This is a genomic window from Streptomyces griseus (assembly GCF_900460065.1).
GTDB classification, from domain to species: Bacteria; Actinomycetota; Actinomycetes; order Streptomycetales; family Streptomycetaceae; genus Streptomyces; species Streptomyces griseus.
The window spans coordinates 20385-38825 of record NZ_UAVD01000056.1 but is presented as its reverse complement, the minus strand read 5'-3'; the positions used below and the strand labels follow the sequence as shown (position 1 = coordinate 38825).

The following is an 18441-nucleotide window of genomic DNA, read 5'->3' as shown; positions in this document are numbered from 1 at the left end:
CCTGGTGAAGAAGACGGTTACGACCCTCGCCGACGGCCGTGAGCTGATCTACTACGACTCCGCGGCCGACGCCGTCCGCGACGCCGTCGACCGTCGCCCGCTGGACCCCGTCTCGACCTCGTCCGAGATCCGCCGCGACCCGCTGCTCGGCGACGCGGTCGCCATCGCCTCGCACCGCCAGGCGCGCACCTACCACCCGCCGGCCGACGCCTGCCCGCTCTGCCCGACCCGGGAGGGACGGCAGAGCGAGATCCCCGACGACCACTACGACGTCGCCGTCTTCGAGAACCGCTTCCCCTCCCTGGCCGGCGACTCCGGCCGCTGCGAGGTCGTCTGCTTCACCTCCGACCACGACGCGTCGTTCAAGGACCTCACCGAGGAACAGGCCGCCCTCGTCCTCGCCGCCTGGACCGACCGCACCGCCGAACTCGCCGCGCTCGACCAGGTCACCCAGGTCTTCTGCTTCGAGAACCGGGGCGCCGAGATCGGCGTCACCCTCGGCCACCCGCACGGCCAGATCTACGGCTACCCCTTCGTCACCCCGCGCACCGAGCTGATGCTCCGCTCGGCCGCCCGCCACCGCGAGGAGACCGGCCGCAACCTCTTCGACGACGTGGTCGCCCGCGAGGAGGAGGACGGCTCACGCGTCGTCCTCGCCACCGAGCACTGGACCGCCTTCGTCCCCTACGCGGCGCACTGGCCCTACGAGGTCCACCTCCACCCCCGCCGCCGCGTCCCCGACCTGCGGGAGCTGGACGACCGGGCGCGGACAGAGTTCCCACAGGTCTATCTGGAACTCTTGAGGCGCTTCGACCGGATCTTCGGACCCGGCGAGCCGCCGACCCCGTACATCTCCGCCTGGCACCAGGCGCCGTTCGGGGTCCCCGGACGGGAGGACTTCGCCCTGCACCTGGAGCTTTTCACCATTCGCCGGACCTCCGGCAAGCTGAAGTTCCTCGCGGGGTCCGAGTCCGGCATGAGCGTGTTCATCAACGACGTGCCGCCGGAGGCCGCGGCCGAGCGACTGCGAGAGGTAGCGAGCACATGAGCGATTCCCCGAAGGCCGGCACCACCCCGAAGAAGTACCTGGTCACCGGCGGCGCCGGCTATGTCGGCAGCGTCGTCGCCCAGCATCTGCTGGAGGCCGGTCACACGGTGACCGTCCTGGACGACCTCTCCACCGGCTTCCGCGCGGGCGTCCCCGCCGGAGCCGCGTTCATCGAGGGCCGCATCCAGGACGCCGCCCGCCATCTGGACCCCTCCTACGACGGCGTCCTGCACTTCGCCGCGTTCTCCCAGGTCGGCGAGTCCGTCGTGAACCCCGAGAAGTACTGGGTCAACAACGTCGGCGGCACCACCGCCCTGCTCGCCGCCATGCGCGAACACGGCGTCCGCACCCTCGTCTTCTCCTCCACCGCCGCCACCTACGGCGAACCGGTCTCCAGCCCCATCACCGAGACCGACCCCACCGCCCCCACCAGCCCCTACGGCGCCTCCAAGCTCGCCGTCGACCACATGATCAGCGGCGAGGCCACCGCCCACGGACTGGCCGCCGTCTCGCTGCGCTACTTCAACGTGGCCGGTGCGTACGGCAGTTGCGGCGAGCGGCACGACCCCGAGTCCCACCTCATCCCGCTGGTCCTCCACGTCGCCCTCGGCAAGCGCGAGTCGATCAACGTCTACGGCGACGACTACCCCACCCCCGACGGCACCTGCGTCCGCGACTACATCCACGTCGCCGACCTCGCCGAGGCCCACCTGCTGGCCCTCACCGCCGCCGCCCCCGGCGAGCACCTGATCTGCAACCTCGGCAACGGCAACGGCTTCTCGGTCCGCGAGGTCATCGAGACCGTCCGCAAGGTCACCGGCCACCCGGTCCCCGAGACCGCCGCCCCCCGTCGCGGCGGCGACCCGGCCGTCCTCGTCGCCTCCGCCGCCACCGCCACCGAGCGCCTCGGCTGGCAGCCCTCCCGCGCCGACCTGGCCGGAATCATCGCCGACGCCTGGCAGTTCGCCCGCCGAGAGGACACCACCACCCCATGACCCAGCACGCCGAACCGACCGCGACCACCGCCGAGGGGCACCGGACCGACCCCGCCGCCGTCTTCGCCGAGCTGTACGGGGGCGAGCCCGACGGCATCTGGGCCGCACCCGGACGGGTGAACCTGATCGGCGAGTACACCGACTTCAACGACGGCTTCGTCATGCCGCTCGCCCTCCCGCACACCGCCGTCGCCGCCGTCTCCCGCCGCGACGACGGCGTCCTGCGCCTCTACTCCACCGACGTCCCCGGCGGCGTCGTCTCGCTCCGCGTCGACGAACTCGCCCCGCACTCCGGCCACGGCTGGGCCGCCTACCCCGCCGGGGTGCTCTGGGCGCTGCGCGAGGCCGGGCACCCGGTCACCGGGGCGGACATCGCGCTGACCTCCACCGTGCCCACCGGCGCCGGGCTCTCCTCGTCCGCCGCCCTCGAAGTCGTCACCGTGCTCGCGCTGAACGACCTCTTCGCCCTCGGCCTGAGCGCCGCCGGACTCGCCGTGATCGGCCGCCGCGCCGAGAACGACTTCGTCGGCGTGCCCTGCGGGATCATGGACCAGATGGCCTCGGCCTGCTGCACCGAGGGCCACGCCCTCCACCTGGACACCCGCGACCTCTCGCTGCGCCAGGTCCCCTTCGACCTGGCCTCCCAGGGCCTGACGCTCCTGGTCGTCGACACCCGGGTCAAGCACGCGCTCGGCGACGGGGCGTACGCGGAGCGCCGGGCCGGCTGCGAGGAGGGCGCCCGGCTGCTCGGCATACCGACGCTCCGCGATCTGCCGTACGCCGGTCTCGGCGCGGCCCTCGCCACCCTCGCCGACGCCGGGGCGGACGAGTCCGTCATCCGCTACGTACGCCATGTCGTCGGCGACAACCGCCGGGTCGAGCAGGTCATCGCGCTGCTCGACGCGGGCGACGTCCGCGCGGCCGGCCCCGTCCTGAACGAGGGCCACGCCTCGCTCCGCGACGATCTGCGGGTCTCCTGCCCCGAGTTGGACCTGGTGGTCGGGGCGGCGAACGCGGCCGGTGCGCTCGGTGCGCGGATGACCGGCGGCGGCTTCGGCGGCTCCGCGGTCGTCCTGGTGGAGGAGGCGGCGGCCGGCACCGTGGCCGAGGCCGTCAGCGAGGCGTTCGCGGCGGCCGGGCACACCGCCCCGGGGATCTTCGACGCCATCCCCTCGGCCGGGGCGCGCCGGCTGCGCTGAGCCCGCCCCGGCGCCCCGCGTTCACAACTCCTTGACCAGGATGAACTCGGTGACGCCCGGCGGGTAGTCCGCGACCCGGCCGATCTCCTCGTACCCCTGTCCGCGGTAGAAGCCGGGGGCCTGGAAGTCCCAGGTCTCCAGCCTCGACCGGGTGCACGCGCGCTCGGTGCGGGCGGTCCGTTCGGCCTCGGCGAGCAGGCGCGCGCCGAGGCCGGAGCCCCGGTGCGGGGCGTCGACCCAGAGCAGATCGACATGCAGCCAGTACGCCCAGGTCCGCCCGGTCAGCCCACCGGCCAGCTCCCCCTGCTCGTCCAACGCCCACACTTCCAGCGGGACTTCGTGTTCGGCGGGGGTGGAGAGCAGCGCACGCAGGGCGGCCGCGGCCGCGATGTTGTCCTCGTGCAGACGCCCGCTCAGCAGAATGCGACGTTCTTTGTCTACTTCTGTCTCAAGACGGAACATGAAGCACACCCTAAACACCCGGGGCAACCAGTTCGGCGAATCGCCTTCCCCCCGTGCCCCCCACCCGTACGCTGATGCTCAGCACCGGTGGGGGCCGGTGCCGATTCAGGGGAGCGAGAGAGCCGGGTACGGCGCCCGGGGGCGGAGCGGCAGGCGGTGCGAAGGCGGCGGCCGGAGCACGGCGGGCCGCACCGACCCCTCCGGGTGCCGTACCCGCAGCTGTCCGCCCTCACCGATGGGGGTTCTGTGGCGCGTATCCGGGTTCTGGTGGTCGACGACCACCGCATCTTCGCCGAGTCGCTCGCGGCGGCGCTCGCGGCCGAGCCCGACGTGGACGTGTCCGCGGCGGGCAGCGGCCCTGCGGCGCTGCGCGCCCTGGAGCGCGCCGCCGCCGAGGGCCGGGGCTACGACGTGCTGCTGGTGGACGCCGAGCTGGGCGCCCTGACGGCCGGCGGCGCGCTCACCGTCCCCGTGCCCCGGCAGGAGGAGGCGGGCCTCGTCGACGGCATCTCCCTGGTCGCCGGGGTCAGTTCGGGCCGGCCCGCCGTGCGGTCGGTGGTGCTCGCCGAGAAGGACGACCCGCGGGCCGCCGCCCGGGCGCTCCAGGCGGGCGCCTCGGGCTGGGTGGCCAAGGACTGCTCACTGCAACGGCTGCTGGCGGTGATACGGGGCGTCCTGCGCGACGAGACGCATCTGCCGCCCGCACTGCTCACCGGCGTCCTGCGGGAGCTGACCGCCGCCCGCAAGCACCGTACCGAGAGCGAGCTGCTGGTGGAGTCGCTGACGCCCCGGGAGCGCGAGGTGCTGCGCTGCATGGTGGCGGGGCTGGGCCGCAAGGCGGTCGCCGAGCGGCTGTTCCTCTCCCCGCACACGGTGCGCACCCATATGCAGAACGTGCTGGGCAAGCTCGGGGTGCACTCGACGCTGGCCGCGGTGGCGCTGGCGCGCCGGGCGGGGGTCGGCCCCGCGGAACCGCCGCTAGGTGGGGATGTTGTCGAACGGGGCGGTCAACTGGCGCAGTAGTCCGGCCAGTTCGGCGCGCTGGTGGCGGGAGAGCTCGCCGAGGATGGCGCGCTCCTGGTCGAGCAGCCCGGCCAGCGACTGGTCGGCCTTGTCGCGCCCCTCGGCCGTCAGCCGGACGAGGACCCCGCGGCGGTCGCTCGGGTCGGGCAGCCGCTCGACGAGGTTCTTCTTGGTCAGCCGGTCGATGCGGTTGGTCATCGTGCCCGAGGTGACCAGGGTCTGGGTGAGCAGCTGCCCGGGGGAGAGCTGGTACGGTGCGCCGGCCCGGCGCAGCGACGTCAGCACGTCGAACTCCCACGGCTCCAGGTTGTGCTCGGAGAAGGCTATGCGGCGGGCCCGGTCGAGGTGGCGCGCCAGGCGGGAGACGCGGCTCAGCACCTCGAGCGGTTCCACGTCGAGGTCGGGGCGCTCACGGCGCCATGCAGCGACCAGTCGGTCGACCTCGTCCTCCATGACGATCAGTGTAAAGGGTCCCTCGATATGAAGTCTCTTGAATTCAAGTGTCTTGACATCAAGATATTCGCGGCGTGATCCTGTTGCCCATGACCGCACCCCACCAGCCCTCCTGGGACCCGCAGCAGTACCTCCGCCACGCCGACCACCGCACCCGCCCCTTCCACGACCTCCTCGCCCACGTCGGCGACCTCCCCGGCCACCCCGCGCCCCGCATCGCCGACCTCGGCTGCGGTGCGGGCAACGTCACCGCCCTCCTCGCGGACCGCTGGCCGGACGCCCGGATCACCGGCTACGACACCTCACGCGCGATGCTCGCCGAAGCCGCCGCCCACGCCCGCCCGCCCCTGCTCGACTTCGCCGAGGCGGACGCCGCCACCTGGACGCCCACCGAGACGTACGGCCTCATCGTCTCCACCTCCGCACTCCAGTGGATCCCCGGCCACGCCGAACACTTCCCCCGCTGGCTCGACGCCCTCGCCCCCGGCGGCACCCTCGCCTTCCAGGTCCCCGGCAACTTCACCGCCCCCAGCCACACCCTCCTGGCCCGCCTCCGCGAGTCCGACCGCTGGCGCCCCCTGCTCCACGGCGTCGGCGACCGCACCGCCTCCGTCCTGGACCCCGTCGACTACCTCACCCGCCTCCGCGGCCTCGGCTGCACGGCCGACGTCTGGGAGACCACCTACCTCCAGACCCTCCACGGCGACGACGCGGTCCTCGACTGGGTCAAGGGCACCGCCCTGCGCCCCGTCCTCACCGCCCTGGCCGACGACCCGGCCGCCCGCGACGCCTTCCTCACCGCCTACCGCGACCTGCTCCGCGAGGCCTACCCGCCGGGACCGTACGGCACGGTCTTCCCGTTCCGCCGCATCTTCGCGGTCGCCCGCAAGGAGAAGCCATGAACACCGCCGTTTCTCCGCCCACGACCCGGCCGGCAACCGGCTGGAGTTCCTGGAGCCGGAGGCGTGACCGGGCGGCTCTACAGCGCTGCGAGCGCCTCCGCCGAGATGTCGACGTCCACCGGAAACGGCACACCCGTCTTCAGCCGGTCGTGGTGGATCCCGGTCAGCGCGTACGCCTTCGTCACCGGGTCCAGCTCGTAGACCCGCACGACGGGGTGCTGGTCGGTGCCGGTCATCTCCACCAGCCAGAAGTGCGGGATTCCGGCGGTCGCGTACTTGTGCGGCTTGGCCTCACGGTCGCGGGCCTCGGAGTCGGGGGAGACGACCTCGACGGCGAGGAGGACGTCGGCGGCCTGGTACCGCGTCACGTCGAGTCCTGTGATCGCCTCGGTCCGCACGACGGAGACGTCCGGCTCCGGAGCGTTCCGCCGATCCAGCACTACGGTCATCTCCCGGCGCACCCTCACCTCCGGGGGCGCCGTACTGCGCAGTCCTGTCATCAGCAGATCGATCATCGTGCTGTGAAAGTCTCGCTGCGGACTCACGAAAACCAGGCTCCCGTCGATCAGCTCGGTGTGCGGCGGGAGATCGGGCAGCGTGAACAGATCGTCCACGGTGTATCCATCCTGCGGGGGCACCGGCCAGCGGGAACTGTGCGCGGTGGTCGGCTCGGCGGTCATGGTTCCTCCCATGGACGGATCCTCTGCCCTCCCGACCACACTACGGCGGGAGATCCGCATGCGTCATCACAACGGGTGACGGTGTGCGGAAGGGTTACGTGATCAGCCGTGATCAGCTCTTCCGGTGCCCTATCAGCCGCGGCTTCGACTCCAGGTTCTCCAGCCCGTGCCAGCACAGGTTCACCAGGTGGGCGGCCACCTCGGCCTTCTTCGGCCTGCGCACGTCCAGCCACCACTGGCCCGTCAGCGCCACCATGCCCACCAGTGCCTGCGCGTACAGCGGGGCCAGCTTCGGGTCGAAGCCGCGGGCCTTGAACTCCAGGCCCAGGATGTCCTCCACCTGCGTGGCGATGTCACTGATCAGCGACGCGAACGTGCCCGTCGACTGCGCCACCGGCGAATCCCGCACCAGGATCCGGAACCCGTCCGTGTACGACTCGATGTAGTCCAGCAGCGCGAACGCCGCCTGCTCCAGCAGCTCGCGCGGATGGCCCGCCGTGAGCGCCCCCTGCACCATGTCCAGCAGCCGGCGCATCTCGCGGTCGACCACCACCGCGTACAGGCCCTCCTTGCCGCCGAAGTGCTCGTACACCACCGGCTTGGACACCCCGGCGCGCGCCGCGATCTCCTCCACCGACGTGCCCTCGAAGCCCTTGTCGGCGAAGAGGGCGCGCCCGATGTCCAGCAGCTGCTCGCGGCGCTCCTTGCCCGTCATCCGGACCCGCCGGGGCCGGCGGGAGGGGGAAGGCCTGCTTTTCTCGCTGCTCGTGCTGGAGTCGGTCGCCACGTCGTCAATCATGCCGCGTCGGCCGGGACGGACGCGCGCCGGGACTCGATACGTCCGGCGTCCGGCCACCGCACATCCGTGGCCCAGCCCACCTGCTCGAACCAGCGGATCAGCCGCGCGCTGGAGTCGATCTGCCCCTTCATCACCCCGTGCCGCGCGCTCGTCGGGTCCGCGTGGTGCAGGTTGTGCCACGACTCGCCGCACGACAGCACCGCCAGCCACCACACGTTCCCCGACCGGTCACGGGACTTGAAGGGCCGCTTGCCCACCGCGTGACAGATCGAGTTGATCGACCAGGTCACGTGGTGGAGCAGGGCCACCCGCACCAGCGAACCCCAGAAGAACGCCGTCGCCGCCCCCCACCACGACATCGTCACCAGGCCGCCGACCAGCGGCGGAATCGCCAGCGAGACGATCGTGAAGGTGAGGAAGTGGCGCGAGATGCCCCGGAGCGCCGGGTCCTTGATCAGATCGGGGGCGTACTTCTGCTGCGGCGTCTGCTCCTCGTCGAACATCCACGCGATGTGCGCCCACCACAGCCCCTTCATCAGGGCCGGCAGGCTCTCCCCGAACCGCCACGGCGAATGCGGGTCACCCTCCGCGTCCGAGAACCGGTGGTGCTTGCGGTGATCGGCCACCCACCGCACCAGGGGGCCCTCCACCGCCAGCGAACCCATCACGGCCAGCGCGATCCGCAACGGCCGCTTCGCCTTGAACGAACCGTGGGTGAAATACCGGTGGAAACCGATCGTGATCCCGTGGCAGCCGATGAAGTACATCGCCACCAGCAGACCGACGTCGAGCCAGCTCACCCCCCACCCCCACGCCAGCGGCACCGCCGCGACCAGCGCCACGAACGGCACCACGATGAACGCCAGCAGCGCGAACTGTTCGATCGACCGCTTGCTGTCGCCGCCCAGCGTGCCCGGGGGCAGCGCCGCCCCGGCCGCTCCGGGAGGCTCGGTCTCGTCGATCACAGGAGGAGTGCTCGGCATGGGGGGATACCTCTGAGGGTGAGGGAGAAGGCACGGACGGCCGTGGCTACGGTTCCGTAACCTACGGCTTGGTAAGTATGGCAGTGACGGGCCCCACAACACGAGAGGCCGCTCGGGCCCGTCCCGCGCGGTACCCCGCGCGCCCACTGGGTAGGGGGGTAGAGGCCCGGGTGTCCCGGGCGGCGACCGGCGGCCCCCGTCGGGGCAACCGACACGCCGCCTGCGACGACACCTATCCTGGGAGCGTCGGACAGCGCGGTCCGCACCCGCTCGTCGGGGCGTGGCGACAGCACCGCTGCCAGCCGCAGGGCCCCGGACCCCGCCACCCGCCCCACCGCCACGCAACGGGGGGACGGCGAAGCGAACGCACCTCCTCATTCACTGCAAGGAGCCGCACACTGTGAGCAGTGCCGACCAGACCCCTGCCGCCAGCCCCGCGCTGCGCGCCGACATCCGCCGCCTCGGCGACCTCCTCGGCGAAACCCTCGTACGCCAGGAGGGCCAGGAGCTCCTCGACCTCGTCGAGCGGGTCCGCGCCCTGACCCGCACCGACGGCGAAGCCGCCGCCGAACTCCTCGGCGACACGGACCTGGAGACCGCCGCCCGGCTCGTGCGCGCCTTCTCCACCTACTTCCACCTCGCCAACGTCACCGAGCAGGTCCACCGCGCCCACGAGATGCGCGACCGCCGCGCGGCCGAGGGCGGCCTGCTGGCCCGCACCGCGGACCGGCTCAAGGACGCCGACCCCGAGCACCTCCGCGAGACGGTCAAGAACCTCAACGTCCGCCCCGTCTTCACCGCCCACCCCACCGAGGCGGCCCGCCGCTCGGTCCTCAACAAGCTCCGGCGCATCGCGGCCCTCCTGGAGACCCCGGCCATCGAGGCCGACCGCCGCCGCCTGGACCTCCGCCTCGCCGAGAACATCGACCTCATCTGGCAGACCGACGAACTCCGCGTCGTCCGCCCGGAGCCCGCCGACGAGGCCCGCAACGCCATCTACTACCTCGACGAACTCCACACGGGCGCCGTCGGGGACGTCCTGGAGGACCTCGCCGCCGAGCTGGAACGCGTCGGCGTCGAACTGCCCGCCGGCACCCGCCCCCTCACCTTCGGCACCTGGATCGGCGGCGACCGCGACGGCAACCCCAACGTGACGCCCGCCGTCACCTGGGACGTCCTGATCCTCCAGCACGAGCACGGCATCACCGACGCCCTGGAGATGATCGACCACCTCCGCGGCCTCCTCTCCAACTCCATCCGCTACGCCGGAGCCACCGAGGAACTCCTCACCTCCCTCCAGGCCGATCTGGAACGCCTCCCCGGCATCAGCCCCCGCTACAAGCGGCTGAACGCCGAGGAGCCCTACCGCCTCAAGGCCACCTGCATCCGGCAGAAGCTCGTCAACACCCGCGAGCGCCTCGCCGAAGGCACCCCGCACCGCCCCGGCTGCGACTACCTCGGCACCGCCGAGCTCATCGCCGACCTGGAACTCATCCAGACCTCCCTGCGCGCGCACAAGGGCGGCCTCTTCGCCGACGGCCGGATGGACCGCACCATCCGCACGCTCGGCGCGTTCGGCCTCCAGCTCGCCACCATGGACGTACGCGAACACGCCGACGCCCACCACCACGCCCTCGGCCAGCTCTTCGACCGGCTCGGCGAGGAGTCCTGGCGCTACGCCGACATGCCCCGCGACTACCGGCAGAAGCTCCTCGCCAAGGAGCTGCGCTCCCGCCGGCCGCTCGCCCCCACCCCGGCCCCGCTCGACGCGGCCGGCGAGAAGACCCTCGGCGTCTTCCACACCATCAAGCAGGCCTTCGAACGCTTCGGACCCGAAGTCATCGAGTCCTACATCATCTCGATGTGCCAGGGCGCCGACGACGTCTTCGCCGCCGCAGTCCTCGCCCGCGAGGCCGGACTCGTCGACCTGCACGCCGGCTGGGCCAAGATCGGCATCGTCCCGCTCCTGGAGACCACCGACGAGCTCAAGGCCGCCGACGTCATCCTCGACGAGATGCTCGCCGACCCCTCCTACCGCCGCCTCGTCTCCCTGCGCGGCGACGTCCAGGAGGTCATGCTCGGCTACAGCGACTCGTCCAAGTTCGGCGGCATCACGACCTCCCAGTGGGAGATCCACCGCGCCCAGCGCCGCCTCCGCGACGTCGCCCACCGCTACGGCGTGCGCCTGCGCCTCTTCCACGGCCGCGGCGGCACCGTCGGCCGCGGCGGCGGCCCCTCCCACGACGCCATCCTCGCCCAGCCCTGGGGCACCCTGGAGGGCGAGATCAAGGTGACCGAGCAGGGCGAGGTCATCTCCGACAAGTACCTCATCCCCGCCCTCGCCCGCGAGAACCTGGAACTGACCGTCGCGGCCACCCTCCAGGCCTCCGCCCTGCACACGGCCCCCCGCCAGTCCGACGAGGCCCTCGCCCGCTGGGACGCGGCCATGGACACCGTCTCCGACGCGGCCCACAGCGCCTACCGCAAGCTCGTCGAGGACCCCGACCTGCCCGCGTACTTCCTCGCCTCCACCCCGGTGGACCAGCTCGCCGACCTGCACCTGGGCTCACGGCCCTCCCGCCGCCCCGGCTCCGGCGTCTCGCTCGACGGCCTGCGCGCCATCCCGTGGGTCTTCGGCTGGACCCAGTCCCGCCAGATCGTCCCCGGCTGGTACGGCGTCGGCTCCGGCCTCAAGGCCCTGCGCGAGGCCGGACTCGACACCGTCCTCGACGAGATGCACGAGCACTGGCACTTCTTCCGGAACTTCCTCTCCAACGTGGAGATGACGCTCGCCAAGACCGACCTGCGCATCGCCCGCCACTACGTCGACACGCTCGTCCCCGACGAGCTGAAGCACGTCTTCGACGCCATCGAGGCCGAACACGCGCTGACCGTACGGGAAGTCCTCAAGGTCACCGGTTCCACCGAACTGCTCGGCACCAGCCCGGTGCTCCAGCAGACCTTCGGAATCCGCGACGCCTACCTGGACCCGATCTCCTACCTCCAGGTCTCCCTGCTGGCCCGCCAGCGCCAGGCCGCCGAGCGCGGCGAGGAGCCCGACCCGCTGCTCGCCCGCGCCCTCCTGCTCACCGTCAACGGCGTCGCGGCGGGACTCCGCAACACCGGCTGACCGCACGCACGGCACACCGGCCGACCACACGCACGCCGGAAAGGGGCGGCCCCGCTACAGCGCGACGAACGTCGCCACCAGCAGGGCCGCCCCCGCCGTTCCCACACCCCACGCCGTCCGCGCCATCCGCAGCCCGCCGCCGACCACGAACGCGGCCAGCACCATCGCCCCGCCCAACGGCACCCACGCATGCAGAAAGCCCGGCAACCCCGTGCGGACCACCGCATCGGTGCCGGGCTTCACCACGACAGGGAACCGATCACCCTCCCGCGCCGCGACGGACGCGTCCAGGCTCACTCGCGGACGCTCCCGCGACACCGCGTCCGGCTCGTACGAAGCGGTGCACGTCTCCTCGCCGCACCCCGTCACCGTCACCGTGCCGTGGTCACGCCCCTTGGCCAGAACGATGTGGTGCGCGGTGTTCCACGACGACCACGCACCCGCGACCAGCAGCACCAGGACGACCAGCCCCATGGCCGCCCGTCGGCCCGCGAGCGCCGCACGCTGGGAAGAGCTCCGTTTCATGGGGGCCGATCCTTGGCCAGACCCGCACGTGCGGTCAACCTGTGGCCGAAAAACATCCCATCAGCACCGGGAATGTCAGGAGTTGTGCCCGGCGCGCGACACGGCGACCGGGCCGGATCCCGGGCCCTCAGGAGTTGTACGCGCTCTGCGCCCGCTCCAGCCCCTCCGCCAGCAGGCACTCCACCGCGTCCGCCGACCGGTCCACCAGGAAGGCCAGCTCCTTGCGCTCGGTCGACGAGAAGTCCTTCAGCACGAAGTCCGCGACCTGCATCCGCCCCGGCGGCCGACCGATCCCGAACCGCACCCGGTGGTAGTCCGGACCCATCGCCTTCGTCATCGACTTCAGCCCGTTGTGCCCGTTGTCGCCGCCGCCCAGCTTCAGCCGCAGCATCCCGTAGTCGACGTCCAGCTCGTCGTGGACCGCCACGACGTGATCCGTCGGCACCTTGTAGAAGTCCCGCAGCGCCGTCACCGGTCCGCCCGACAGGTTCATGTACGACATCGGCTTCACCAGCACCACCCGGCGGCTCCCCGGACCCGGTGGACCCATCCGCCCCTCGACGACCTGCGCCTGCGCCTTCTGCGCCCGCTTGAACTTCCCGCCGATCCGCGTCGCCAGCAGATCGGCGACCATGAACCCGACGTTGTGCCGGTTCGCCGCGTAGTCGGGGCCGGGATTGCCCAGGCCCACGATGAGCCAGGGGTCGGTGGCGTCGGACATCAGCGCTCGGTCTCCTCGCACGCAGGGGGATGGCAGGCAGACGGGGTGGCGGCTCCCCGGGAGGGAGCCGCCACCCCGTCGGTCAAGCAGGTGGAACGGTGAGCCGTGGGGCTCAGGCCTCGGCGGCGGCCTCGTCGGCCTCGCCCGCGGCCGGCTCCTCGGCCTGCGCCGCGACGACCTGGATCACGATGGCGTCCTCGTCACCGGCCAGCACGGAGCCCTTGGGCAGCGCGATGTCCTTGGCGACGATCGAGTCGCCGGCGTCCAGGCCCGCGACGGAGACCGTCACGGACTCGGGGATGTGGGTGGCCTCGGCCTCGACCAGCAGCGTGTTCTGGACGAACTCCAGCAGGTTGGCGCCCGGCGCCAGGTCGCCCTCGGCGTGCACCGCGATCTCGACCTGGACCTTCTCGCCGCGCTTCACGGTCAGCAGGTCGACGTGCTCGATGGTGCCCTTGAGGGGGTGACGCTGCACGGCCTTCGGGATGACCAGCGCGTCCTTGCCGTCGAGCTCCAGGCCGATGAGCACGTTGGCCGTACGCAGGGCGAGCAGCAGCTCGTGGCCCGGCAGCGTGACGTGGACCGGCTCGGCGCCGTGGCCGTAGACGACCGCGGGAACACGGTCGGCGCGACGCACGCGGCGGGCGGCGCCCTTGCCGAACTCGGTACGGACCTCGGTGGCGAGCTTGATCTCAGCCATGGTTGCACTCCTCGTCAGGTGGGTGAGCCGTCGGGAGACGGAACACGAACGGTCACCCGGCCCACGACAGGCCTGCTACGAAGAGCGCGTCGATAACGGACCGCCGTACACACGGGTACGGCCTCCCTCGCCGAGCAACTCGCTGAGTCTACCCGGCGGGGAGGCCGCACCCCAAAGTGGATCACCCGAGGATGATCGTCACTGCGTCAGCCCTGCTCCTCGAAGAGGCTCGTCACCGAACCGTCCTCGAACACCTCACGCACCGCACGCGCGATCGTCGGCGCGATCGAGAGCACCGTGATCTTGTCCAGCTCCAGCTCGCCCGGGGTCGGCAGCGTGTCGGTGAACACGAACTCGCTCACCTTCGAGTTCTTCAGCCGGTCCGCGGCCGGACCCGACAGCACCCCGTGCGTCGCCGTCACGATGACGTCCTCCGCACCGTGCGCGAACAGGGCGTCCGCGGCGGCGCAGATCGTGCCACCGGTGTCGATCATGTCGTCGACCAGCACACAGACCCGGCCCTCGACGTTGCCCACGACCTCGTGGACGGAGACCTGGTTCGGCACGTCCTTGTCGCGACGCTTGTGCACGATCGCCAGCGGCGCGTCCAGCCGGTCGCACCAGCGGTCCGCGACCCGCACCCGGCCCGCGTCCGGCGACACGATCGTCAGCTTGGAACGGTCGACCTTCGCGCCCACGTAGTCCGCCAGGATCGGCAGCGCGAACAGGTGGTCCACCGGACCGTCGAAGAAGCCCTGGATCTGGTCCGTGTGCAGATCGACGGTGAGGATCCGGTCCGCACCCGCCGTCTTCATCAGGTCCGCCACCATGCGCGCCGAGATCGGCTCACGGCCGCGGTGCTTCTTGTCCTGGCGGGCGTAGCCGTAGAACGGCACGATCACCGTGATGGAGCGGGCCGAGGCGCGCTTCAGCGCGTCCAGCATGATCAGCTGCTCCATGATCCACTTGTTGATCGGAGCCGTGTGGCTCTGGATCAGGAAGCAGTCCGCGCCACGGGCCGACTCCTGGAACCGCACGTAGATCTCACCGTTGGCGAAATCGAAGGCCTTCGTCGGCACGAGACCGACTCCCAGCTGGTGGGCGACCTCCTCGGCAAGCTCGGGGTGGGCGCGGCCGGAGAAGAGCATCAGTTTCTTCTCGCCGGTCGTCTTGATCCCGGTCACAGCACAGTCTCCTCAGACGTGTATCTGGCGCTGCACGCATAGGTCCCGATGTGCAACGAGCCAGCCGAAATGGGGTGAGCATCTATCACGGTACGCCGTCACCGGCGCACCTGTTTCCGGTCAGCTTTGCCCGTCGGTCTCCTGCGACGACGCCTGAGCGGCCTGCGCGGCGGCGCTGCCCGGCCGCTTCCGGGCCACCCAACCCTCGATATTCCGCTGCTGGCCCCGCGCCACGGCCAGCGAGCCGGCGGGCACGTCCTTGGTGATGACCGACCCGGCGGCGGTGTAGACCCCGTCCCCGACCGTGACGGGTGCCACAAACATATTGTCCGAACCGGTCCGGCAGTGGGAGCCGATCGTCGTGTGGTGCTTGGCGACGCCGTCGTAGTTCACGAAGACGCTCGCCGCACCGATGTTGGTGTGATCGCCGATCGTCGCGTCACCGACGTAACTCAGGTGCGGGACCTTGGTCCCCTCCCCGATCGTCGCGTTCTTCATCTCCACGTACGTACCGGCCTTGGCCTTCGTCCCCAGCCGGGTGCCCGGCCGCAGATAGGCGTACGGGCCGACGAGCGCCCCCGCCCCGATCTCCGCCGAGAGCGTCACCGAGTTGTCCACCCGGGCGCCGGCCCCGACGGCGGTGTTCTCGATCCGCGCGTTCGGCCCCACCTCGCTGTCCTCCGCGAGGTGCGTGGTCCCCAGCAGCTGGGTCCCCGGGTGCACGACCGCGTCCCGCTCGTACGTCACCGTCGCGTCGATCAGCGTGGACGCCGGGTCCACCACGGTCACGCCGGCGAGCATCGCCCGCTCCAGCAGCCGCTCGTTCAGCAGCCGGCGCGCCTCGGCGAGCTGGAGCCGGTTGTTGATGCCGAGGATCTCCCGGTGGTCGCCCGCCACGCAGGCCCCGACCCGGTGCCCGGCCTCGCGCAGGATCGACAGCACGTCGGTGAGGTACTCCTCGCCCTGGCTGTTGTCGGTGCGCACCTTGCCCAGGGCGTCGCCCAACAGCCGCCCGTCGAAAGCGAACACCCCGGAGTTGATCTCCCGGATCGCCCGCTGCTCGTCGGTGGCGTCCTTGTGCTCGACGATCTCGGTGACCGCTCCGGTGGCGGGGTCGCGCACGATGCGCCCGTAGCCGGTGGAGTCGGGGACCTCGGCGCTCAGGACGGTGACCGCGTTGGCGTCGGCGGCGTGGGTGGCGGCGAGTGCGCCGAGCGTCGTGCCGGACAGCAGCGGGGTGTCGCCGCAGACGACGATCACGGTGCCCTCGACGGCCCCGCCGAGCTCCTCGAGGCCCATGCGCACGGCGTGCCCGGTCCCGTTCTGCTCGGCCTGGAACGCGGTGCGCACGGGGGCGTCGCCGGCGTCCAGGTGCGCGGTGACCTGCTCGCGGGCATGGCCGACGACCACGACGAGGTGCTGGGGGTCCAGCTCGCGGGCTGCGGCGACGACATGTCCGACGAGCGAGCGCCCGGAGATCTCGTGCAGGACCTTGGGTGTCTTCGACTTCATGCGGGTGCCCTCACCCGCTGCGAGGACGACGACGGCTGCCGGGCTGGTTGCGCTCACGGATGTGCCCTTCGGCTTCGGGTGGTGGTCATCCGCAGGATACCGGGGGTGTTTCCGCTGGAAACGGGGGCGGGCCCCGACCGGTGTGGTCGGGGCCCGTGTGCCGGAGCTCCCCCATCAGGATTTGAACCTGAACAGACGGTACCAAAAACCGCAGTGCTGCCTGATTACACCATGGGGGATTAATCCCGACTGAACCGGACATTGAGTCGGTCTGCCGGGTCGGCACCCAACACTATGCCGTACAAGGCGCCTTCTCCGCGACGATCGAGCTCGGCGCTCTTGGTCACGCGGATGACCAGGCAGCCGCGGTATGTCTCGCCCCTGTTCTCGCGGTTGGTCTTCGGGGTGCGCCTCTTGGGTGTCGCCTTCGTGAAGTCGCTGCGGGGTGCGCCGGCACTCGCCTGTGGTTTCCGTCATACGGGGACCGCTGTCCGGAATGCGAACGTCCGGGTCGAAAGCGCGGCCGATTCGCCATTTCAGGCGATCGGCAGGTGTTTCGTGCTTGTTCGCATGCGGAACGCGCTGTTGCCGGTCATCCGAAAATGGGATGCGTCCGCCCGTAGGCTGGATGCCATGACCGCAACGGGGGCAGACCGGGAAGCGGCGGGATCGACCACCCGCGGCTACTGGTGGTGGGAGCGGCGACGCAGTGTCGCCCTGGACGTGGGACTGGCGCTGGTATCGGCGCTGGAGTGTGGCCTGGAGGGGGTGGAGTTCGCCCGGAACACCGGGATTCCGGTGCCGGTGGGTGTGGTGTTCGGGCTTCTCGCGGGTTCGGTGCTGCTGGTGCGCCGGCGGTGGCCGATCGCCGTGGTGCTCGTGACGATCGCGATGACGCCCGCCGAGATGGGCTTCCTGATGGCCCTGGTGGGCCTCTACACGCTGGCCGCGTCCGAGGTGCCGCGCCGGATCACCGTCGTGCTGGCGGGGATGGCGCTGGTGGGGACGTTCATCGTCACCTGGGTGCGGCTGCGGCAGAGCGTGGCGGAGCAGGCCGACTTCGGGCCGGGGGACTGGTACGTCCCGCTGATGTCCGTCTTCATGGCCGTGGGGCTCACGGCCCCGTCCGTGCTGTTCGGCCTCTACATAGGGGCCAGGCGTCGTCTGATGGAGAGCCTGCGGGAGCGGGCCGATTCGCTGGAGCGGGAGCTGTCGCTGCTCGCGGACCGGGCCGAGGAGCGGGCCGAGTGGGCGCGTACGGAGGAGCGGACCCGGATCGCCCGGGAGATGCACGACGTGGTCGCCCACCGGGTGAGCCTGATGGTGGTGCACGCCGCGGCCCTCCAGGCCGTCGCGCCGAAGGACCCGGCGAAGGCCGTGCGCAACGCGGCGCTGGTCGGGGACATGGGCCGGCAGGCGTTGACGGAGCTGCGCGAGATGCTCGGGGTGCTGCGTACCGGGGACGCGCTGACCGCCCCCGCGGCGGCCGGCGCGGGGGCGGTCCCGCTGGCGTCGGTGCGGAGGGCGGCCGTCGCGGCAGCCGCCACCGCCGCGTCCGAGGACGGGCCCCGGCTGCACGAACTGGAGGCGTTGGTGGCGCAGTCGCGGCAGGCGGGGATGACCGTGGAGCTGTCGGTGGACGGTGAGGCGCGGCCGTATCCGCCGGAGGTCGAGCAGACGGCGTTCCGGGTGGTCCAGGAGGCGCTGACGAACGTGCACAAGCACGCGGCGGGCGCGAAGACGTGGGTGCGGCTCGCGCATCGGGACGCCGAGGTCGCGATGCAGGTGGAGAACGGTCCTTCGGACTCGGCGGCGGCGGACGCGGGGCTGCCGAGCGGGGGGAACGGGCTGGTGGGGATGCGGGAGCGGGTGCTGGGGCTGGGGGGCGTGTTCGTCTCCGGTCCCACGGACGCGGGGGGCTTCCGGGTCTCGGCGGTGCTCCCTGCCACCCATCCCGGCCTGTCCGGCGCTTGAGGACCGGCCCGTTCAGCCCCCTATCAGCCCGTCCGGCGTTTGCGGACGGAAGCCTGGTGGTGGGGTAGCGGCACTTTTCCCGGCCGGGAAGCGATGGTGCCGGTTCGTCCCGAGCGACGGTTTTGTCCTCAGACGCCGGACGGGCCGGAAG

The 18441-nt window shown here is 71.5% G+C and carries 17 protein-coding genes and 1 tRNA gene; 7 read left to right on the top strand and 11 right to left on the bottom strand.

What is annotated here, in order from left to right:
* The first annotated feature begins 4 nt into the window (after positions 1–4).
* The 3 genes from galT to galK are packed head-to-tail and all read left to right on the top strand — an operon-like array spanning position 5 to position 3242.
* Positions 5–1048: a galactose-1-phosphate uridylyltransferase gene (gene galT, locus DTB53_RS33850; RefSeq protein ID WP_012380555.1), complete on the top strand. Its 1044-nt coding sequence runs from the start codon at positions 5–7 to the stop codon at positions 1046–1048.
* Complete coding sequence (gene galE, locus DTB53_RS33845; protein ID WP_012380556.1) at positions 1045–2043, top strand: UDP-glucose 4-epimerase GalE; 999 nt, start codon at positions 1045–1047, stop codon at positions 2041–2043. Before galT ends, galE begins: the two co-directional genes overlap by 4 nt.
* On the top strand, positions 2040–3242 hold the full coding sequence (gene galK, locus DTB53_RS33840; RefSeq protein WP_012380557.1) for a galactokinase: 1203 nt from the start codon (positions 2040–2042) through the stop codon (positions 3240–3242). The genes galE and galK overlap by 4 nt, the downstream gene beginning before the upstream one ends.
* Before the next feature lie 21 nt (positions 3243–3263).
* Here galK and DTB53_RS33835 read toward each other — a convergent pair whose 3' ends face one another.
* Entirely contained in the window at positions 3264–3704 is a 441-nt protein-coding gene (locus DTB53_RS33835; protein ID WP_003968578.1) for a GNAT family N-acetyltransferase, read from the bottom strand.
* 246 nt (positions 3705–3950) lie between these two features.
* Here DTB53_RS33835 and DTB53_RS33830 point away from each other — a divergent pair, with 246 nt between their 5' ends.
* Positions 3951–4727, top strand: coding sequence for a response regulator transcription factor (locus DTB53_RS33830; protein ID WP_030705511.1), 777 nt, complete (start codon positions 3951–3953; stop codon positions 4725–4727).
* Here the strand turns inward: DTB53_RS33830 and DTB53_RS33825 are convergent.
* Complete coding sequence (locus DTB53_RS33825) at positions 4683–5180, bottom strand: MarR family winged helix-turn-helix transcriptional regulator (protein ID WP_003968580.1); 498 nt, start codon at positions 5178–5180, stop codon at positions 4683–4685. The two genes, DTB53_RS33830 and DTB53_RS33825, sit on opposite strands and share 45 nt — an antisense overlap.
* Positions 5181–5269: 89 nt before the next feature.
* On the opposite strand from DTB53_RS33825, the gene DTB53_RS33820 reads away from it, so the two are divergent.
* Entirely contained in the window at positions 5270–6082 is an 813-nt protein-coding gene (locus tag DTB53_RS33820; RefSeq protein WP_003968581.1) for a trans-aconitate 2-methyltransferase, read from the top strand.
* 77 nt (positions 6083–6159) lie between these two features.
* Here the strand turns inward: DTB53_RS33820 and DTB53_RS33815 are convergent, their stop codons facing one another.
* The 3 genes from DTB53_RS33815 to DTB53_RS33805 form a co-directional block, all read right to left on the bottom strand.
* The gene (locus tag DTB53_RS33815; protein WP_003968582.1) at positions 6160–6762 is read right to left on the bottom strand and encodes a Uma2 family endonuclease; all 603 of its coding nucleotides are present in this window, start codon (positions 6760–6762) and stop codon (positions 6160–6162) included.
* 112 nt (positions 6763–6874) lie between these two features.
* A complete protein-coding gene (locus tag DTB53_RS33810) occupies positions 6875–7561 on the bottom strand; it encodes a TetR/AcrR family transcriptional regulator (protein WP_003968583.1) in 687 nt (228 codons plus the stop codon).
* Positions 7558–8544: an acyl-CoA desaturase gene (locus DTB53_RS33805; protein ID WP_012380561.1), complete on the bottom strand. Its 987-nt coding sequence runs from the start codon at positions 8542–8544 to the stop codon at positions 7558–7560. Before DTB53_RS33805 ends, DTB53_RS33810 begins: the two co-directional genes overlap by 4 nt.
* A gap of 400 nt (positions 8545–8944) precedes the next feature.
* On the opposite strand from DTB53_RS33805, the gene ppc reads away from it, so the two are divergent.
* Entirely contained in the window at positions 8945–11674 is a 2730-nt protein-coding gene (gene ppc, locus DTB53_RS33800; RefSeq protein ID WP_012380562.1) for a phosphoenolpyruvate carboxylase, read from the top strand.
* Between the two features lie 54 nt (positions 11675–11728).
* On the opposite strand, the gene DTB53_RS33795 is transcribed toward ppc, so the two are convergent.
* The 6 genes from DTB53_RS33795 to DTB53_RS37055 all read right to left on the bottom strand — a co-directional run bounded on the left by DTB53_RS33795 (position 11729) and on the right by DTB53_RS37055 (position 16555).
* Positions 11729–12199 (bottom strand): hypothetical protein, encoded by a 471-nt coding sequence (locus DTB53_RS33795; RefSeq protein WP_012380563.1) that lies wholly within the window; start codon positions 12197–12199, stop codon positions 11729–11731.
* A 127-nt stretch (positions 12200–12326) separates the two neighbouring features.
* Positions 12327–12920, bottom strand: coding sequence for an aminoacyl-tRNA hydrolase (gene pth, locus DTB53_RS33790; protein ID WP_003968589.1), 594 nt, complete (start codon positions 12918–12920; stop codon positions 12327–12329).
* 112 nt (positions 12921–13032) lie between these two features.
* A complete protein-coding gene (locus DTB53_RS33785) occupies positions 13033–13620 on the bottom strand; it encodes a 50S ribosomal protein L25/general stress protein Ctc (protein WP_003968590.1) in 588 nt (195 codons plus the stop codon).
* 206 nt (positions 13621–13826) lie between these two features.
* Positions 13827–14804, bottom strand: coding sequence for a ribose-phosphate diphosphokinase (locus DTB53_RS33780; RefSeq protein WP_003968592.1), 978 nt, complete (start codon positions 14802–14804; stop codon positions 13827–13829).
* A gap of 120 nt (positions 14805–14924) precedes the next feature.
* A complete protein-coding gene (glmU, locus tag DTB53_RS33775; protein WP_012380565.1) occupies positions 14925–16373 on the bottom strand; it encodes a bifunctional UDP-N-acetylglucosamine diphosphorylase/glucosamine-1-phosphate N-acetyltransferase GlmU in 1449 nt (482 codons plus the stop codon).
* 109 nt (positions 16374–16482) lie between these two features.
* Positions 16483–16555: transfer RNA gene (locus DTB53_RS37055), tRNA-Gln, on the bottom strand.
* A gap of 394 nt (positions 16556–16949) precedes the next feature.
* Here DTB53_RS37055 and DTB53_RS33765 point away from each other — a divergent pair.
* A complete protein-coding gene (locus tag DTB53_RS33765) occupies positions 16950–18290 on the top strand; it encodes a sensor histidine kinase (RefSeq protein ID WP_012380566.1) in 1341 nt (446 codons plus the stop codon).
* Positions 18291–18441: the final 151 nt, after the last annotated feature.